12 protein-coding genes are annotated in these 18,663 nt (G+C 64.4%); 11 read left to right on the top strand and 1 reads right to left on the bottom strand.

Annotation, left to right across the window (positions count from 1 at the left end; translation table 11 throughout):
* Positions 1 to 161: 161 nt before the first annotated feature.
* Positions 162 to 2,594, bottom strand: a complete 2,433-nt coding sequence (locus tag AC0Z2B_RS01295; protein ID WP_476294842.1) for a penicillin-binding protein 1A — start codon at positions 2,592 to 2,594, stop codon at positions 162 to 164.
* A 182-nt stretch (positions 2,595 to 2,776) separates the two neighbouring features.
* On the opposite strand from AC0Z2B_RS01295, the gene AC0Z2B_RS01290 reads away from it, so the two are divergent.
* From AC0Z2B_RS01290 to hemE, 11 genes are all read left to right on the top strand, one after another.
* On the top strand, positions 2,777 to 3,841 hold the full coding sequence (locus AC0Z2B_RS01290; RefSeq protein WP_416422055.1) for a pilus assembly protein PilM: 1,065 nt from the start codon (positions 2,777 to 2,779) through the stop codon (positions 3,839 to 3,841).
* Complete coding sequence (locus tag AC0Z2B_RS01285; RefSeq protein ID WP_476294841.1) at positions 3,841 to 4,413, top strand: PilN domain-containing protein; 573 nt, start codon at positions 3,841 to 3,843, stop codon at positions 4,411 to 4,413. The genes AC0Z2B_RS01290 and AC0Z2B_RS01285 overlap by 1 nt, the downstream gene beginning before the upstream one ends.
* The gene (gene pilO, locus AC0Z2B_RS01280) at positions 4,410 to 5,069 is read left to right on the top strand and encodes a type 4a pilus biogenesis protein PilO (RefSeq protein ID WP_476294840.1); all 660 of its coding nucleotides are present in this window, start codon (positions 4,410 to 4,412) and stop codon (positions 5,067 to 5,069) included. Before AC0Z2B_RS01285 ends, pilO begins: the two co-directional genes overlap by 4 nt.
* Positions 5,066 to 5,590 carry a type 4a pilus biogenesis lipoprotein PilP gene (pilP, locus tag AC0Z2B_RS01275; RefSeq protein WP_476294839.1) on the top strand — a complete coding sequence of 175 codons (525 nt, stop codon included), beginning with the start codon at positions 5,066 to 5,068 and terminating at the stop codon, positions 5,588 to 5,590. Before pilO ends, pilP begins: the two co-directional genes overlap by 4 nt.
* A gap of 35 nt (positions 5,591 to 5,625) precedes the next feature.
* The gene (locus AC0Z2B_RS01270) at positions 5,626 to 7,719 is read left to right on the top strand and encodes a type IV pilus secretin PilQ (protein WP_476294838.1); all 2,094 of its coding nucleotides are present in this window, start codon (positions 5,626 to 5,628) and stop codon (positions 7,717 to 7,719) included.
* A 4-nt stretch (positions 7,720 to 7,723) separates the two neighbouring features.
* Positions 7,724 to 8,242, top strand: coding sequence for a shikimate kinase AroK (gene aroK / locus AC0Z2B_RS01265; RefSeq protein WP_416422060.1), 519 nt, complete (start codon positions 7,724 to 7,726; stop codon positions 8,240 to 8,242).
* 131 nt (positions 8,243 to 8,373) lie between these two features.
* Positions 8,374 to 9,471, top strand: coding sequence for a 3-dehydroquinate synthase (aroB, locus tag AC0Z2B_RS01260; protein ID WP_416422061.1), 1,098 nt, complete (start codon positions 8,374 to 8,376; stop codon positions 9,469 to 9,471).
* Positions 9,472 to 9,485: 14 nt separating this feature from the next.
* Entirely contained in the window at positions 9,486 to 11,105 is a 1,620-nt protein-coding gene (locus AC0Z2B_RS01255; RefSeq protein ID WP_476294837.1) for an AAA family ATPase, read from the top strand.
* Between the two features lie 396 nt (positions 11,106 to 11,501).
* On the top strand, positions 11,502 to 15,950 hold the full coding sequence (gene gltB, locus AC0Z2B_RS01250) for a glutamate synthase large subunit (protein WP_416422063.1): 4,449 nt from the start codon (positions 11,502 to 11,504) through the stop codon (positions 15,948 to 15,950).
* 32 nt (positions 15,951 to 15,982) lie between these two features.
* Positions 15,983 to 17,401: an FAD-dependent oxidoreductase gene (locus tag AC0Z2B_RS01245; RefSeq protein ID WP_158154464.1), complete on the top strand. Its 1,419-nt coding sequence runs from the start codon at positions 15,983 to 15,985 to the stop codon at positions 17,399 to 17,401.
* 188 nt (positions 17,402 to 17,589) lie between these two features.
* Positions 17,590 to 18,654 carry a uroporphyrinogen decarboxylase gene (gene hemE / locus AC0Z2B_RS01240; RefSeq protein ID WP_416422064.1) on the top strand — a complete coding sequence of 355 codons (1,065 nt, stop codon included), beginning with the start codon at positions 17,590 to 17,592 and terminating at the stop codon, positions 18,652 to 18,654.
* The last annotated feature ends 9 nt before the right edge of the window (positions 18,655 to 18,663 follow it).

The following is an 18,663-nucleotide window of genomic DNA, read 5'->3' as shown; positions in this document are numbered from 1 at the left end:
CAAAAAAGCCCGACTCATTGAGTCGGGCTTTTTTGTGGGTCTTGCATTATCCCTGTAGCCGCTGCCGCCAGGCTGCGCTGGCCGGCGTGAGCCCTGGAGATCTTCAGTGAAGCACAGGGCCAGCGCAGCCTGGCGGCAGCGGCTACGGGATTGGGCGCGCCTTAGAACAAGTCGATAGGCGCCGACTCGTCCGCCGGCAGCGGGCTGCCAGGCGCGCTGCCGTTGCCCAGTTCGTTGACCGACGGCGGCGTGTCCTCGCTCTTGAACAGCTCGAAGTAGGCGTTCGGCGTGCTCGGCGTCGCCGCGCGGCCGCTGATCGGGTCCACGCGCAGGCTGACGATGCCTTCCGGCTCGGCCTGGGTATGGGCCGGCTTGTCCTTCAGCGCAGCGGCCATGTAGTTCATCCAGATCGGCAGCGCCACGGTGCCACCGAACTCACGGCGGCCCAGGCTTTCAGGCTGGTCGAAGCCGGTCCACACGGTGGTCATGTAGTCGGCGTTGTAGCCCGAGAACCACGCGTCCTTGGAGTCGTTGGTGGTACCGGTCTTGCCGGCCAGGTCGCTGCGGCCCAGGGCCATGGCGCGGCGGCCGGTGCCCTTCTTGATCACGTCCTCGAGCATGCTGTTGAGGATGAACGTGGTGCGGCCATCGACCACCCGGGTGGCCACGGCTGGCGGCTCGGTCAGCGCCGGGCTGGTGGCGCCGGTGATCAGCGAGTGCTCTGGTGCGGCGACGCCCGGCGCGGTGGCGGCGGCGCTGGTGTCGGCCGGCACGCTGGGCGGGTTGGCGACGAACAGGGTGTCGCCGTTGCGGCTCTCGATCTTCTGGATCAGGTACGGCGACACCTTGTAGCCGCCGTTGGCGAAGGTGCTCCAGCCGGTGGCGATCTCGATCGGCGTGAGGGTGGCGGTACCCAGGGCCAGCGACAGGTTCGGCGGCAGGTCCTGTTTGTTGAAGCCGAAGCGGGTGATGTAGTCGATGGTCGGGTTCACGCCCAGCGCCTGCAGCACGCGGATCGACACCAGGTTGCGCGACTTGTACAGCGCTTCGCGCAGGCGGATGGGGCCCAGGAAGGTGTTGGTGTCGTTCTTCGGCCGCCAGACGTTGTCCATGTTGGCGTCGGCGAACACGATGGGGGCGTCGTTGACCAGGGTGGCCGGGGTGTAGCCGTTGTCCAGCGCCGCGCAATAGATGAACGGCTTGAAGCTGGAGCCTGGCTGGCGCTTGGCCTGCACGGCGCGGTTGTAGTTGCTCTGCTCGAAGGCGAAGCCGCCCACCAGGGCGCGGATGGCGCCGTTCTGCGGGTCAAGCGACACCAGCGCGCTCTGCACCGTCGGTACCTGGCTGAATTTCAAGGTGCCGTCCGGCTGTGGTTGCACGCGAATCAGGTCGCCCACCTGGGCCACGTCCGAGGGCTGCCCTGGGGCGCGGCCCTGGCTGTTGGTGTTGAGGAAGGGGCGGGCCCACTTCATGGTGTCCCAGGCCACGTGCTGCTGCTCGCCGTTGCGGTTGAGCACGCTCAGGCCGCCTTTGTCCACCTGGGTGACGATCGCCGGCTCCAGGCCGTTGAGCGGCCGTTGCTTGGCCAACTCCTGCAGCCAGGCGTCGCGGGTCTTGCCCGGCAGGCGCGATTCGGGGCCGCGGTAGCCGTGGCGCTGGTCGTATTCGATCAGGCCGGCGGAGACGGCAGCGTTGGCGTCTTCCTGCAGGTTGCTGGGCACCGTGGTGGTGACGCGGAAGCCTTCGGTGTAGGCGTCGCTGCCGTAGCGGCCGACCATCTCGGCGCGGGCCATCTCGGCGATCCACGGCGCGTTCACTTCCGGGGTCGGCACGTGGTAGCTGGCGTTGATCGGCTCGGCCAGGGCGGTCTGGTATTCGTCCTGGGTGATCTTGCCCAGCTTGTACATGCGGCCCAGGATCCAGTCGCGGCGCTCCTTGGCGCGCACCGGGTTGGCCAGCGGGTTGAAGCGCGACGGCGCCTTGGGCAGGCCGGCGATCATGGCCATCTGCGCCAGGCTGATGTCGCGGATCGACTTGCCGTAGTACACCTGCGACGCGGCATCGATGCCGTAGGCGCGGTTGCCCAGGTAGATCTTGTTCACGTACAGCTCGAGAATTTCATCCTTGGTCAGCTGGCGTTCGATCTGCAGGGCCAGGAGAATCTCCGTGGCCTTGCGGGAGAAGCTACGCTCACTGCTCAGGAAGTAGTTCTTGGCCACCTGCATGGTGATGGTACTACCGCCCGTCTGAATGTGGCCGCTGCTGAACAGCTGGCCGGCGGCGCGCATCAGGCTGCTGGGATCCACGCCGTAGTGATTGGCGAAATTATCGTCCTCGGCCGACAGCAGCGCTTGAATGAAGTGCGGCGGAATTTCGGCGAACTTGATTGGAGAACGGCGCATTTCGCCAAACTCGGCGATCAACTTGTTGTCGCTGCTGTACACCCGCAGCGGTATCTGCAGCTGCACGCTCTTGAGCGCGTCTACAGACGGCAGGCTGGGGCTAAGATACAGGTAGGCACCGCTCAGGCCGAGCAACAGGCCACAGAAAACGGCGACGAAGGACCACCAGAAAAACTTCAGCAGGCGTATCAAGGCTTTTGGATTTCCAGATAAAAGAATGGGTTACGCGCAAGGCACGGCGACCAAGGCAAAAGTGCTGGGCATTATAAGCATTTTTAGACACAGAGCGTTATTTGCGCTTCTGTCAAGACTGCTATTAAATGCTTCGTACTATAAGTGGTCCGTAAGTCACGGATAATGATAGGGAATCGGGCGTGCTTGGACTCTTCGGCAAGAAAGCAAATTCGCTTTTGGGGATCGACATCAGCTCGACATCGGTGAAGCTTCTGGAGCTCAGTCGCTCCGGCAACCGGTTCAGAGTCGAAGCCTACGCGGTTGAGCCCCTCCCGGCCAACGCGGTGGTGGAAAAGAACATCGCGGAGCTCGAGGGCGTGGGCCAGGCCTTGTCACGCGTGCTGGTCAAGGCTCGCACCAGCGCCAAGACCGTGGCCGTGGCGGTCGCAGGTTCCGCTGTCATTACCAAGACCATCGAGATGGACGCTGCGCTTTCCGAAGACGAAATGGAAAACCAGCTCAAGGTCGAGGCCGATCAATACATTCCCTACCCGCTTGAAGAGGTCGCCATCGACTTCGAGGTGCAGGGCTATTCGGCGCGCAACCCCGAGCGGGTGGACGTGCTGCTGGCGGCCTGCCGCAAGGAAAACGTCGAGGTGCGCGAGGCGGCCCTGGCCCTGGCTGGCCTGACCGCGCGCGTGGTCGACGTCGAGGCCTACGCCCTGGAGCGCGCCTTCGGCCTGCTGGAACCGACGCTGATGGAAGGCGAAGGCCCGCTGACCGTGGCCGTGGTCGACATCGGCGCCACCATGACCACCCTCAGCGTGCTGCACAACGGCCGCATCATCTACACCCGCGAGCAGCTGTTCGGCGGCCGCCAGCTCACCGAGGAGATCCAGCGCCGCTACGGGTTGTCCATGGAAGAGGCGGGCCTGGCCAAGAAGCAGGGCGGCCTGCCCGACGACTACGTGGCCGAGGTGCTGCAGCCGTTCAAGGACGCCGTGGTGCAGCAGGTCTCGCGCTCGCTGCAGTTCTTCTTCGCTGCCGGCCAGCACAACGATGTCGACTACATCCTGCTGGCCGGTGGCACCGCCTCCATTTCCGGCCTCGACCAGCTGATCCAGCAGCGCCTGGGCACCCCGGCCATGGTCGCCAACCCCTTTGCCGACATGGCCCTGAGCAGCAAGGTCAACGCCGGCGCCCTGGCCAGTGACGCGCCAGCGCTGATGATTGCCTGCGGCCTGGCGTTGAGGAGTTTTGACTGATGGCGCGCATCAACCTGCTGCCGTGGCGCGAACAGCTGCGCGAAGAACGCAAGAAACGCTTCCTGCTGGCCCTGGCTGGCGTGGTGGTGGGCGGTGTCGGCATCATCCTGCTGGCCGACCAGTACTACAGCCATGCCATCGACCAGCAGAACGCCCGCAATGCCTACATCCAGACGCAGATCACCGCCCTGGACGAGCGCATCAAGCAGATCGCCGAGCTGAAGGCGCGGCGCAAGCAGCTGATCGAGCGCATGAAGATCATCCAGGACCTGCAGGCCAACCGCCCGATCATCGGCCACCTGTTCGACCAGCTGGCGCGCACCGTGCCGGACGGGGTGTATTTCACCGACGTGAAGATGACCGACAAGAGCATTGCCGTGTCCGGGTCGGCTGAGTCCAACAATCGTGTATCGGACTTGATGCGCAACATGGAAGCTTCGCCGTGGATGGCCGCCCCCAGCCTGACCGAGGTCAAGGCCAAGCAGGGCGCGGACCAGCAGCAGACCAACAGCAACAATTTCCAGCTCACGGTCCGCCAGACCTCGCCCGCCACCGAGGAGAACGCGAAATGAATGTCTCCGAATGGATGGACGGCCTGCGCAAGATCAACCTCAGCGAGCTGGACTTCAACAACCTGGGCTCCTGGCCGCCGGCGATGAAGGGTATCGCCGGGGTGCTGTTGATGGTGTTGATCCTGGCCCTTGGCTACAACTTCCACATCAGTGACATGGGTGACGAACTGGAGCGCGCCCGCGCCCAGGAACAGACGCTCAAGGACCAATACGCCAGCAAGGCGTTCCAGGCGGCAAACCTTGAGGCCTACACCCAGCAGATGAAGGAAATGGAAATTTCCTTCGGCGCCATGCTGCGCCAGCTGCCCAGCGACACCGAGGTGCCGGGCCTGCTGGAAGACATCACCCGTACCGGCCTGGGCAGCGGCCTGGAGTTCGAGGAAATCAAGCTGTTGCCCGAGGTCACCCAGCAGTTCTACGTGGAGCTGCCCATCCAGATCACCGTCACCGGCAACTACCACGACCTGGGCACCTTCGTCAGTGGCGTGTCGAGCCTGCCGCGCATCGTCACCCTGCATGACTTCGAGGTGAAGCCGGTGGTCGACGGCAACACCACGTTGCTGCGCATGAACATCCTGGCCAAGACCTACCGCTACCACGACGGTGACAAGGACAAGGGGCCGGGCCCGGCCCAGGACAAGGGAGCGGCCAAATGAGGGCAGCATGCAGCCTTGTGCTGATCGGTTTCATGGCCCTGCTTTCCGGCTGTGGCAATGGCGATTTCGATGACCTGAAAGCCTACATGGATGGCGTCAAGGCACGGCCCCGGGGGACGATCGAGCCGATCCCCAAGTTCGCCCCCTACGAGCCGTTCACCTACCAGGCCTCGGCCTTGCGCAGCCCGTTCCAGCCGCCGGTCAAGATCGACCTGGCGCACCGGCAGAAGGGCGCCAAGCAGGTCAAGCCCGATCCCACCCGGGTCAAGCAGTTCCTGGAAGGCTTCAATATCGAGCAGTTTGAAATGGTCGGTACGCTGGCCAACGAAACCGGCAAGTTCGCCCTGATGAAGGGCGCCGGTGGGGTTTACCGCATGAAGGTGGGCGACTACCTGGGCCGCAACGAAGGGCGAATCGTGTCGATCACCGATTCGCAGGTCGACGTGGTCGAGATTGTCCCCGATGGCGAGGGCGGCTGGCTGGAACGGCCGCGCACCATCACTTTGAAAGAACGCTCATAACGGGCCTGGTCACGCACGCATAGTGGAAATCGATAATGAATAGGATGCTTTCAGCCCTTGGTCTCTCGCTATGGATGGCGCTGCTTTCGCCTGCCTTGATGGCGGCCACCCTGAAAACACTGGATGTGGCGGCGTTGCCAGGGGACCGGGTTGAGCTCAAGCTGACCTTCGACGCCCCCGTGCCGGCGCCACGCGGCTACACCACCGACCAGCCGGCGCGCATTGCCCTGGACCTGCCCGGGGTGACCAACGGCCTGGCTACCAAGACCCGTGACCTGGGCGTGGGCAACGCCCGCAGTGTGACCGTGGTGGAAGCCAAGGACCGCACCCGGCTGATCGTCAACCTCACCAACCTGGCGCCCTACGGCACCCGCGTGGAAGGCAACAACCTGTTCGTGATGATCGGCCAGGGCGCCAGCAACCTGGTGGGTGGCTCGGTGGCCCGTGCCCCGGCGCCTGCCGCCGCTGCCCCGGTTGGCGCACTGCCACGCACTGCGGTGGCCAGTGCCGCGCCGTCGCGCCCGGTGTACGGCCAGCCAGCCGGCCGCGCCATTCGCAACGTCGACTTCCAGCGCGGCGAGCAGGGCGAAGGCAACGTGGTGCTCGACCTCAGCGACCCAAGCATCAGCCCCGATATCCAGGAGCAGGGCAACAAAATCGTCCTGACCTTCCCCAAGACCCAGCTGCCTGAGCCGCTGCGCGTGCGCCTGGACGTCAAGGACTTCGCCACCCCCGTGCAGTTCGTCAACTCCACGGCCTCGGCCGACACCGCCACCGTGACCATTGAGCCGGGCGGCACCTTCGATTATTCGGTGTTCCAGACCGACAACAAGCTGACCGTCAGCGTGCGCCAGGTCACCGCCGAGGACATCGCCCGCAAGAACGCCGATCGCTTCGTGTACACCGGCCAGAAGCTGTCGCTGAACTTCCAGGACATCGACGTGCGTTCGGTGCTGCAACTGATCGCCGACTTCACCAACCTCAACCTGGTGGCCAGTGACACCGTGCAGGGCGGCATCACCCTGCGCCTGCAGAACGTGCCGTGGGACCAGGCCCTGGACCTGGTGCTCAAGACCAAGAACCTCGACAAGCGCAAGGTCGGCAACGTGCTGCTGGTGGCGCCGGCGGCGGAAATCGCTGCCCGCGAGCGCCAGGAGCTGGAGTCGCAGAAGCAGATCGAGGAGCTGGCGCCGCTGCGTCGCGAGCTGCTGCAGGTGAACTACGCCAAGGCCGCCGACATTGCCAAGCTGTTCCAGTCGGTGACCAACTCCAAGACCAAGGTGGATGAGCGCGGCTCGATCACCGTGGACGAGCGCACCAACAACATCATCGCCTACCAGACCCAGGACCGCCTGGACGAGCTGCGGCGCATCGTCGCCCAGCTGGACATTCCGGTGCGCCAGGTGATGATCGAGGCGCGCATCGTCGAGGCCAACGTCAACTACGACAAGAGCCTGGGCGTGAGCTGGAGCGGTGCGACCAACGGCTCGGGCAGCAGCAAGTGGACCGTGGCCGGCACCCAGACCACCAGCACCAACACCTTCGTCGACCTGGGCGCCACCAGCGCCACCTCGGGCATCGGCCTGGGCTATGTGTCCAACAACCTGACCCTGGACCTGCAGCTCAGTGCCATGGAAGCCACCGGCAACGGCGAGGTGGTGTCGCAGCCCAAGGTGGTGACCTCGGACAAGGAAACCGCGCGCATCATCAAGGGCACCGAAGTGCCGTACCAGGAGTCCTCGTCCAGCGGTGCCACCTCGGTGGCGTTCAAGGAGGCTTCGCTGTCGCTGGAGGTGACCCCGCAGATCACCCCGGACAACCGCATCATCATGGACGTGAAGGTCAACAAGGATGAGCCCGACTACGCCAACGCGCTCAACGGCGTGCCGCCGATCAAGAAGAACGAGGTGAAGGCCAAGGTCCTCGTCAATGATGGCGAAACAGTGGTAATTGGTGGTGTTTTCTCCAATACCCAAACTAAAACGACAGACAAGGTGCCATTTCTCGGTGATGTGCCGTATCTTGGCCGCCTGTTTCGATCGGATACCGTGTCTGAGGCAAAAACCGAGCTGCTGGTGTTCCTCACTCCGCGTATCATGAATAACCAGGCGATTGCTGTGAGTCGTTGATTCTGTGCGAAATTTGATACTTGTTGGGCCAATGGGTGCCGGTAAGAGCACCATTGGTCGATTGCTGGCCAAAGAGCTCCGGTTACCGTTCAAGGATTCCGACAAGGAAATTGAACTGCGCACGGGTGCGAACATTCCTTGGATCTTCGATCAAGAAGGCGAAGCCGGTTTCCGTGACCGCGAGCAGGCCATGCTGGCCGAGCTGTGCGGCTATGACGGGCTGGTGCTGGCCACCGGTGGCGGCGCGGTGATGCGCGGTGAAAACCGCCAGGCCCTGCACGCCGGTGGCCGCGTGGTCTACCTGCATGCCTCCGTGGAGCAGCAGGTGGGCCGCACCGCCCGTGACCGCAACCGGCCATTGCTGCGCACCGCTGACCCTGCGGGCACGCTGCGTGCGCTGCTGGCCGTGCGCGACCCGCTTTATCGGGAAATCGCCGACCTGATCGTGGAAACCGACGAGCGGCCGCCACGCATGGTGGTGCTCGACATTCTCGAACGGCTGGCGCAGTTGCCGCCCCGCTGACGCGAATCGTCATGGAGTGCCCGCGCAAATGCGCTATCCTCGGCATCGCCCCGGCTTGCCAGCCAGGGTGCATGTCGACAAATAATAAATCCTGAGACAGGGCGACGGGCCCGGCTTCACTGTGGGGAAACATGCAGACAATCAAGGTCGAACTGGGTGAGCGCAGCTACCCGATCTACATTGGCGAAGGCCTGCTGGGCCAACCCGAGTTGCTGGCACCGCACATTGCCGGTCGTCAGGTGGCCATCGTCACCAACGAGACCGTCGGCCCCCTCTACCTGGAACAGCTGAGCCGCGCCCTGGGCGCCTACTCGGTGACCTCCGTGGCCCTGCCGGACGGCGAGGCCTACAAGAACTGGGAAACCCTGCAGCTCATCTTCGATGGCCTGCTGACCGCCCGTCATGACCGCCGCACCACCATCATCGCCCTGGGCGGCGGCGTGGTCGGCGATATGGCCGGCTTTGCCGCAGCCTGCTACCAGCGCGGCGTCGATTTCATCCAGGTGCCCACCACGCTGCTGTCCCAGGTCGATTCGTCGGTGGGCGGCAAGACCGGTATCAACCACCCGCTGGGCAAGAACATGGTGGGCGCGTTCTACCAGCCCAACGCCGTGGTCATCGACACCGCCAGCCTCAAGACCCTGCCGGCGCGCGAGCTGTCCGCAGGCCTCGCCGAGGTGATCAAGTACGGGCTGATCTGCGACGAGCCGTTCCTGGGCTGGCTGGAAGACAATGTCGACGCCCTGCGCGCGGTGGACCAGACCGCCCTGACCTACGCCATCAAGCGCTCCTGCGAGGCCAAGGCCGAAGTGGTCAACGCCGACGAGCGCGAGACCGGCGTGCGTGCCACCCTGAACCTGGGGCACACCTTTGGCCACGCCATCGAGACCCAGATGGGCTACGGCGTGTGGCTGCACGGTGAGGCTGTGGCCGCCGGCACCGCCATGGCCCTGGAAATGTCCATGCGCCTGGGCTGGATCAGCCAGCAGGCCCGCGACCGCGGCATCCGCCTGATGCAGCGCGCCGGCCTGCCGGTGGTGCCACCGGCGGACATGACCCCCGCACAATTTCTCCAGCATATGGCCGTCGACAAGAAAGTGATCGATGGCCGCATGCGCCTGGTGTTGTTGCGTCACCTTGGCGAAGCCGTGGTGACCGACGATTATCCAACTGAAGTTCTACAAGCCACGCTGGCGGCGGATTACCGCGCCATCGCGGCTTCGCTTTGAGGTAATAGAGTTCGATGACACTGCACGCCGATGAGGCCTTTCTGGGCCACTACCAACTGGACCACGACCCCTTTGCGGCCCGTGTGCCGGGCTTCAAGTTCTTCCCCGCCCAGCGCAAGCCGGTGCTGGGGCAGCTGCACCACCTGGCGCGCTACAGCCAGCTGCTGCTGGTAGTCACCGGCCCCGAGGGCAGCGGCAAGACCCTGCTGCGCCAGGCCCTGGTGGCCAGCACCAACAAGCAGTCGGTGCAGAGCGTGGTGGTATCGGCCCGCGGCGCTGGCGACGTGGCCAGCGTGCTGGCCCAGGTGGCCCAGGCGCTGAACCTGGCCAAGGCCGACACCCAGGCTATCCTGGCCCAGGTGGTACAGCTGGCCCTGACCGGCCAGGAAGTGTACTTGCTGGTGGACGATGCGGAACAACTTGAGGAATCCGCACTCGAAGCCCTGCTGACGTTGGCAGCCGGTACCCCGGAAGGCCGCCCCCACGTGTTCCTGTTCGGCGAGGCGTCGGTGATCGACGGGCTGGAGCAGCTGAGCGCCGAGCAGGAGCTGTTCCACGTTATCGAGCTGCAACCGTACAGCGTCGAGGAAACCCGCGAGTACCTGGCCCAGCGTCTGGAAGGGGCAGGGCAGGGGATCCAACTCTTTACCAATGATCAGATTGCCGACATTCACGAAAATTCCGAAGGCTGGCCCGGCGCAATCAACCAGGTCGCCCGTGATGCAATGATCGAGGCCATGATCGCTAGCCGCTCGGCGGTGAAGCGTCCATCTATGGGGTTCAAAATGCCGAAAAAACACGTACTGGCACTGACCGGGGTTGTGGTGATCGCCGTGGCGGCCGCCGCCTTGCTGCCGGGCCGCAAGGCCGCCAACGCGCCGACCGCGCCGGCTACCGAACAGGCGCAGCTGCCGCTGGGCCAGGGCACGCCGGGCAACGCCCAGCCGAACCAGGATGGCAGCAACGCCGCCATTGAGTTCGCCGGCAACTCCAAGCCCATGCCGCTGCCGCTGGTCGGCCAGTCGCAGCCCGTGATGCGTGGCCCGCTGGCCGAGGCCGCAGGTGCGGGTGATGGCGAGGAAACCACGCCAATCGCCCATGGCTCCTCCGCGCCGCCCACCGTGACCACCACCGCGCCGCCACCTGGCGTGCCGGCAGGCCCTGCAGCCACGCCAGTGCCGGTGCCAACCCCCGCGCCTGCCCCCGTGGCCGCCGCGCGCCCTGCACCGGCGCCTGCGCCTGTGCACAAGGCGCCCGTACAGGTGGCTACCGCCAAGCCCGAGCACAAGGCCGTCGAGAAGAAGCCTGAGCCCGTGGCCGCTGCCAAGCCTGCCGCAGGCGGCGCTGGCGCTGGCTGGTACAAGGGCCAGGCCGCTGGCAACTACGTGGTGCAGATCCTGGGCACCAGCAGCGAAGCCACCGCGCAGAACTACGTGAAAGAGCAGGGCGGCGAGTACCGCTACTTCAAGAAAACCCTGCAGGGCAAACCCCTGTACGTGATCACCTACGGCAGCTTCAGCAACCGCGATGCAGCGGTTGCGGCAATCAAGAACTTGCCAGCGAAGGTCCAGGCTGGTAAACCTTGGCCTAGAAGTGTCGCCAGCGTCCAACAAGACCTGGCATCGACGCGCTGAATGCCGCAAGCCCTGACCCTATGGCGGTCGGGGCCTTGTCCGGTGGCACCATCCCCGCCACCCCGCTGAGCGTCTCCTGATACGACCCCAAGCCTGCTGCGCAGAACGCGGCAGGCTTTTGTGTCCCAGACTGTCTGTGGTTACCCCCATTGCAGTCCAGGCTGATAAGCTTCAGACTCAAGCATCGTTGCTACCACAACACCTTGCTTAAAACTTATAGAATTGCGACATGATTTTGTGCGGAGTCGCCGTGCAAATTTGTGGGCGACCCTGTCGCTGTGTACAATGACCTCCCTTTTGCCCCTGCAAAGCTGGCGTACGTTCGGCGCGGTTGGTAAGCGGTTGAATTGAAAAGAAATTTGTCCCCCAAGGGGGCAGCCTGGTGAGAAAGTGTCTATGAAAACAGGTCTGTACCAACCCGATGAATTCAAGGACAACTGTGGCTTTGGGCTGATTGCCCATATGACCGGCGAACCCAGTCACCACCTGTTGCAAACAGCCATCGAAGCCCTGACCTGCATGACCCACCGCGGTGGGATCAACGCGGACGGCAAGACCGGTGACGGTTGCGGCCTGCTGATGCAGAAGCCCGATCAGTTCCTGCGCGCCGTCGCCCAGGAAACCTTCGGCGTCGAGCTGCCCAAGCAGTACGCCGTGGGCATGGTGTTCCTGAACAAGGACGACGCCCGCGCCGATGCCGCGCGCGAAAACATGAACCGCGAGATCCTGGCAGCCGGCCTGAACCTGATCGGCTGGCGCCAGGTGCCGATCGACACCAGCGTCCTGGGCCGCCTGGCCCTTGAGCGCCTGCCGAAAATCGAGCAGGTGTACATCGGTGGCGAAGGCCTGAGCGACCAGGAATTCGCGATCAAGCTGTTCAGCGCCCGTCGTCGCTCGTCCGTGGCCAACGCCGCCGACACCGACCACTACATCTGCAGCTTCTCGCACAAGACCATCATCTACAAAGGCCTGATGATGCCGGCGGACTTCACCGCCTTCTTCCCGGACATGAGCGACGAGCGCATGAAGACCGCCATCGCGGTCTTCCACCAGCGCTTCTCCACCAACACCCTGCCCAAGTGGCCGTTGGCGCAGCCGTTCCGTTTCCTCGCCCACAACGGCGAGATCAACACCATCACCGGCAACCGCAACTGGGCCCAGGCCCGTCGCACCAAGTTCGCCAACGACCTGATCCCGGACCTGGAAGAGCTGGGCCCGCTGGTCAACCGCGTGGGTTCCGACTCCTCGAGCATGGACAACATGCTGGAGCTGATGGTTACCGGTGGCATCGACCTGTTCCGTGGCGTGCGCATGCTGATTCCGCCAGCCTGGCAGAACGTCGAGACCATGGACCCCGACCTGCGGGCGTTCTATGAGTACAACTCCATGCACATGGAGCCGTGGGACGGGCCGGCCGGCGTGGTGCTGACCGAAGGTCGCCATGCCGTCTGCCTGCTGGACCGCAACGGCCTGCGCCCGGCCCGCTGGGTAACCACCAAGAACGGCTACATCACCCTGGCGTCGGAAATCGGCGTGTGGAACTACAAGCCTGAAGACGTCGTGGCCAAGGGCCGTGTCGGCCCGGGCCAGATCTTCGCCGTGGACACCGAGACCGGCCAGATCCTCGACACCGACGCCATCGACAACCGCCTGAAGTCGCGCCACCCCTATAAGCAGTGGCTGCGCAAGAGCGCCCTGCGCATCCAGGCCACCATGGAAGACAACGACCACGGGTCGTCCTTCTATAACCCCGAGCAGCTCAAGCAGTACATGAAAATGTACCAGGTCACCTTCGAGGAGCGTGACCAGGTGCTGCGCCCGCTGGGCGAGCAGGGCTACGAGGCCGTGGGTTCCATGGGCGACGACACGCCGATGGCCGTGTTGAGCCAGCGCGTGCGCACCCCGTACGACTATTTCCGCCAGCAGTTCGCGCAGGTCACCAACCCGCCGATCGACCCGCTGCGTGAAGCGATCGTGATGTCCCTGGAAATCTGCCTGGGCGCCGAGCGCAACATCTTCCAGGAGTCGCCTGAGCACGCTTCGCGCGTGATCCTCAGCTCGCCGGTCATTTCCCCGGCCAAGTGGCGCTCGCTGATGAACCTCGACCTGCCAGGCTTCGAGCGGCAGATCATCGACCTGAACTACGACGAGAGCGTGGGCCTGGAAGCGGCCGTGCGCAACATCGCCGACCAGGCTGAAGAAGCCGTGCGTGCCGGCCACACTCAGATCGTGCTGAGCGACCGCCACATTGCCCCGGGCAAGCTGCCGGTTCACGCCTCGCTGGCCACCGGCGCGGTGCACCACCGCCTGACCGAGAAAGGCCTGCGTTGCGACAGCAACATCCTGGTCGAGACCGCTACCGCACGTGACCCGCACCACTTCGCCGTGCTGATCGGCTTCGGCGCCTCGGCGGTCTACCCGTTCCTGGCCTACGAAGTGCTGGGCGACCTGATCCGTACCGGTGAAGTGCTGGGCGACCTCTATGAGGTGTTCAAGAACTACCGCAAGGGCATCACCAAGGGCCTGCTGAAGATCCTGTCGAAGATGGGCATCTCCACCGTGGCCTCGTACCGCGGCGCGCAGCTGTTCGAAGCCATCGGCCTGTCCGAGGAAGTCTGCAACCTCAGCTTCCGTGGCGTGCCAAGCCGCATCAAGGGCGCGCGCTTCGTCGACATCGAAGCCGAACAGAAAGCCCTGTCCGTCGAAGCCTGGAGCGCGCGCAAGCCGATCCAGCAAGGCGGCCTGCTGAAGTTCGTGCACGGTGGCGAATACCACGCCTACAATCCTGACGTGGTCAACACCCTGCAAGCCGCCGTGCAGCAGGGCGACTACGCCAAGTTCAAGGAATACACGTCGCTGGTGGACAACCGCCCGGTGTCGATGATCCGCGACCTGTTCAAGGTCAAGGAAGCGGCCACGCCGCTGTCGATCGACGACGTCGAGCCGCTGGAAGCCATCCTGCAACGTTTCGACTCGGCGGGCATCTCGCTGGGTGCGCTGTCGCCCGAGGCTCACGAAGCCCTGGCCGAAGCGATGAACCGTCTGGGCGCGCGCTCCAACTCCGGTGAGGGCGGCGAAGACCCGGCCCGCTACGGCACCATCCGCAGCTCCAAGATCAAGCAGGTTGCCACCGGCCGTTTCGGTGTTACCCCCGAATACCTGGTCAACGCCGAAGTGCTGCAGATCAAGGTAGCCCAGGGCGCGAAGCCGGGCGAGGGCGGCCAGCTGCCAGGCGGCAAGGTCAACGGCCTGATCGCCAAGCTGCGCTACGCGGTACCGGGCGTGACCCTGATCTCGCCACCGCCGCACCACGACATCTACTCCATCGAAGACTTGTCGCAGCTGATCTTTGACCTGAAACAGGTCAACCCGGCCGCACTGGTTTCGGTGAAGCTGGTGGCCGAGGCAGGCGTTGGCACCATCGCCGCCGGCGTGGCCAAGGCCTATGCCGACCTGATCACCATCTCCGGCTATGACGGCGGTACCGGTGCCTCGCCACTGACCTCCATCAAGTACGCGGGCGCACCGTGGGAGCTGGGCCTGGCCGAGACCCACCAGACCCTGCGCGGCAACGACCTGCGCGGCAAGGTGCGGGTACAGACCGACGGCGGCCTGAAAACCGGCCTGGACGTGATCAAGGCAGCCATCCTGGGCGCCGAGAGCTTCGGCTTCGGCACCGCGCCGATGATCGCCCTGGGCTGCAAATACCTGCGCATCTGCCACCTGAACAACTGCGCCACCGGCGTAGCCACCCAGAACGACAAGCTGCGCAAGGACCACTACATCGGCACCGTCGACATGGTCATCAACTTCTTCACCTACGTGGCAGAAGAGACCCGTGAATGGCTGGCCAAGCTGGGCGTGCGCTCGCTGGGCGAGCTGATCGGCCGTACCGACCTGCTCGACGTGCTGGAAGGCCAGACCGCCAAGCAGAACCACCTGGACCTGACGCCGCTGCTGGGCAGCTCGCACATTCCGGCCGACAAGCCGCAATTCTGCGAAGTGGACCGCAACCCGCCGTTCGACCAGGGCCTGCTGGCCGAGCAGATGGTCGAGATGGCCAAGGGCGCCATCGCGGCCAAGTCCGGCGGCGACTACAGCCTGGACATCTGCAACTGCGACCGTTCGATCGGTGCCCGTATCTCGGGTGAAATCGCCCGTGCCTACGGCAACCAGGGCATGGCCAACGCGCCTGTGACCTTCCGCTTCAACGGCACCGCGGGCCAGAGCTTCGGCGTGTGGAACGCCGGTGGCTTGAACATGTACCTGGAAGGCGACGCCAACGACTACGTGGGCAAGGGCATGACCGGCGGCAAGCTGGTGATCGTTCCGCCCAAAGGCAGCCCGTTCAAGACCCAGGACAGCGCCATCATCGGCAACACCTGCCTGTACGGCGCCACGGGCGGCAAGCTGTTCGCCGCCGGTACCGCGGGCGAGCGCTTCGCCGTGCGTAACTCCGGTGCCCACACGGTGGTGGAAGGCACTGGCGATCACTGCTGTGAATACATGACCGGTGGTTTTGTCTGCGTACTGGGCAAGACCGGCTACAACTTCGGCTCCGGGATGACCGGTGGTTTCGCCTACGTGCTGGACCTGGACAACAGCTTCGTTGACCGCGTCAACCACGAACTGGTGGAAATCCAGCGCATCAGCGGTGAAGCGATGGAGGCCTACCGCAGCCACATCGAACGCGTGCTGGCCGAATACGTGGCAGAAACCGATAGCGAGTGGGGCCGTAACGTCTGGGAAAACCTGGACGACTACCTGCGCCGTTTCTGGTTGGTCAAGCCCAAGGCTGCCAGCTTGAAATCGTTGCTCACCAGCACCCGTGCCAACCCGCAGTGATATGCGCCTGAAGAAGTTGATGAGGTTTTAAAATGGCTGAACGTCTGAATAATGACTTCCAGTTCATCGAGGTCGGGCGCAAGGATCCGAAGAAGAAACTGTTGCGTCAGCGCAAGAAAGAGTTCGTGGAAATCTACGAACCCTTCAAACCCCAGCAGTCGGCCGACCAGGCCCACCGCTGCCTGGGTTGCGGTAACCCGTACTGCGAATGGAAGTGCCCGGTGCACAACTTCATTCCCAACTGGCTGAAGCTGGTGGCCGAGGGCAACATCCTCGCCGCCGCCGAACTGTCGCACCAGACCAACACCCTGCCTGAAGTGTGCGGCCGGGTGTGCCCGCAAGACCGCCTGTGCGAGGGTGCCTGCACCCTCAACGACGGCTTCGGCGCGGTGACCATCGGTTCGGTGGAGAAGTACATCACCGACACCGCGTTCGCCATGGGCTGGCGCCCGGACATGTCCAAGGTCAAGCCAACCGGCAAGCGCGTCGCCATCATTGGCGCCGGCCCCGCTGGCCTGGGCTGCGCCGACGTGCTGGTGCGCGGTGGCGTGACCCCGGTGGTGTTCGACAAGAACCCGGAAATCGGTGGCCTGCTGACCTTCGGCATCCCCGAGTTCAAGCTGGAAAAGACCGTGCTGAGCAATCGTCGCGAAGTCTTCACCGGCATGGGCATCGAGTTCCGCCTGAACACCGAGGTGGGCAAGGACGTGACCATGGAGCAACTGCTCGAGGAATACGATGCCGTATTCATGGGCATGGGCACCTACACCTACATGAAGGGCGGCTTCCCGGGCGAAGACCTGCCGGGCGTGCACGACGCGCTGGACTTCCTGATCGCCAACGTCAACCGCAACCTGGGCTTCGAAAAGTCGCCGGAAGATTTCGTCGACATGAAGGGCAAGAAGGTGGTGGTACTGGGCGGCGGCGACACCGCGATGGACTGCAACCGCACCTCCATCCGCCAGGGCGCCAAGGCCGTTACCTGTGCCTACCGCCGTGACGAGGCGAACATGCCGGGCTCGCGCAAAGAGGTGAAGAACGCCAAGGAAGAAGGCGTGAAATTCCTCTACAACCGCCAGCCCATCGCCATCGTCGGTGAAGACAAGGTCGAAGGCGTCAAAGTGGTCGAGACCCGTCTCGGCGAGCCTGACGCCCGTGGCCGTCGCAGCCCCGAGCCGATCCCCGGTTCCGAAGAGATCATCCCGGCCGACGCCGTGGTCATCGCGTTCGGCTTCCGTCCAAGCCCGGCGCCGTGGTTCGAGCAGTTCAGCATCCAGACCGACAGCCAGGGCCGCGTCGTGGCCCCGGAACAAGGCAAGTTCAAGCACCAGACCAGCAACCCGAAGATCTTCGCCGGTGGCGACATGGTCCGCGGTTCTGACCTGGTGGTGACGGCCATCTTCGAAGGCCGCAACGCCGCCGAAGGGATCCTGGATTACCTGGAAGTCTAAGCCCCCGTAGCAGCTGCCGAAGGCGGCGTCCGGCGCCACCGCCGTGTCGCCTTCGGACGCAGCCTGCGGCAGCTGCTACGCGGATTCGCGCGCGGCAAATCGCCTCGATAGATAAAAGGCACGGCACACGCCGTGCCTTTTGCGTTCCAGTCTGGGAAAATGCTGGCACTTATCTGCCGGATGCTCCCATGACTGCCCTGAAGAACGACCGTTTCCTTCGTGCCCTGCTCAAGCAACCCGTCGACGTCACCCCCGTGTGGATGATGCGTCAGGCCGGTCGCTACCTGCCTGAATACCGCGCCAGCCGCGCCAAGGCCGGTGATTTCATGAGCCTGTGCATGAACCCGGCGTTCGCCTGCGAAGTCACCCTGCAACCGCTGGAACGCTACCCGCTGGATGCGGCCATCCTGTTCTCCGACATCCTCACCATCCCCGACGCCATGGGCCAGGGCCTGTACTTCGAGACCGGCGAAGGCCCGCGCTTCAAGAAAGTGGTCAGCACCCTGGCCGACATCGAGGCGCTGCCGATTCCCGATCCGCAAAAGGACCTGGGCTACGTGATGGACGCCGTCAGCACCATCCGCCGCGAACTCAACGGCCGCGTGCCGCTGATCGGCTTCTCGGGCAGCCCCTGGACCCTGGCCACCTACATGGTCGAAGGCGGCTCGTCGAAAGACTTCCGCAAGACCAAGGCGATGCTCTACGACAACCCGCACGCCATGCACCTGCTGCTGGACAAACTGGCCCAGTCGGTCACCAGCTACCTCAACGGCCAGATCCTGGCCGGCGCCCAGGCCGTGCAGATCTTCGACACCTGGGGCGGCAACCTGTCGGCCGCGGCGTACCAGGAGTTCTCGCTGGCCTACATGAAGAAAATCGTCAGCGGCCTGATCCGCGAGCACGAAGGCCGCAAGGTACCGGTCATCCTGTTCACCAAGAACGGCGGCCTGTGGCTGGAAAGCATCGCCGACGCCGGCGCCGACGCGCTGGGCCTGGACTGGACCTGCGACCTGGGCGAAGCCCGCCGCCGCGTGGGCAACAAGGTGGCCCTGCAGGGCAACATGGACCCGACCGTGCTGTACGCCAAGCCCGAGGCCATCCGCGCCGAAGTGGCGCGCATCCTGGCCAGCTACGGCAACGGCACTGGCCATGTGTTCAACCTGGGCCACGGCATCACCCCGGAAGTGGACCCGGAGCATGCGGGCGCGTTCATCAACGCGGTGCATGAGTTCTCGGCGCAGTACCACCAGTAACGTCATTAC

The organism is Pseudomonas sp. GYB4201, assembly GCF_056312595.1.
The sequence above is the reverse complement of the archived record's forward strand: the minus strand, read 5'-3'. Positions and strand labels throughout refer to the sequence as shown.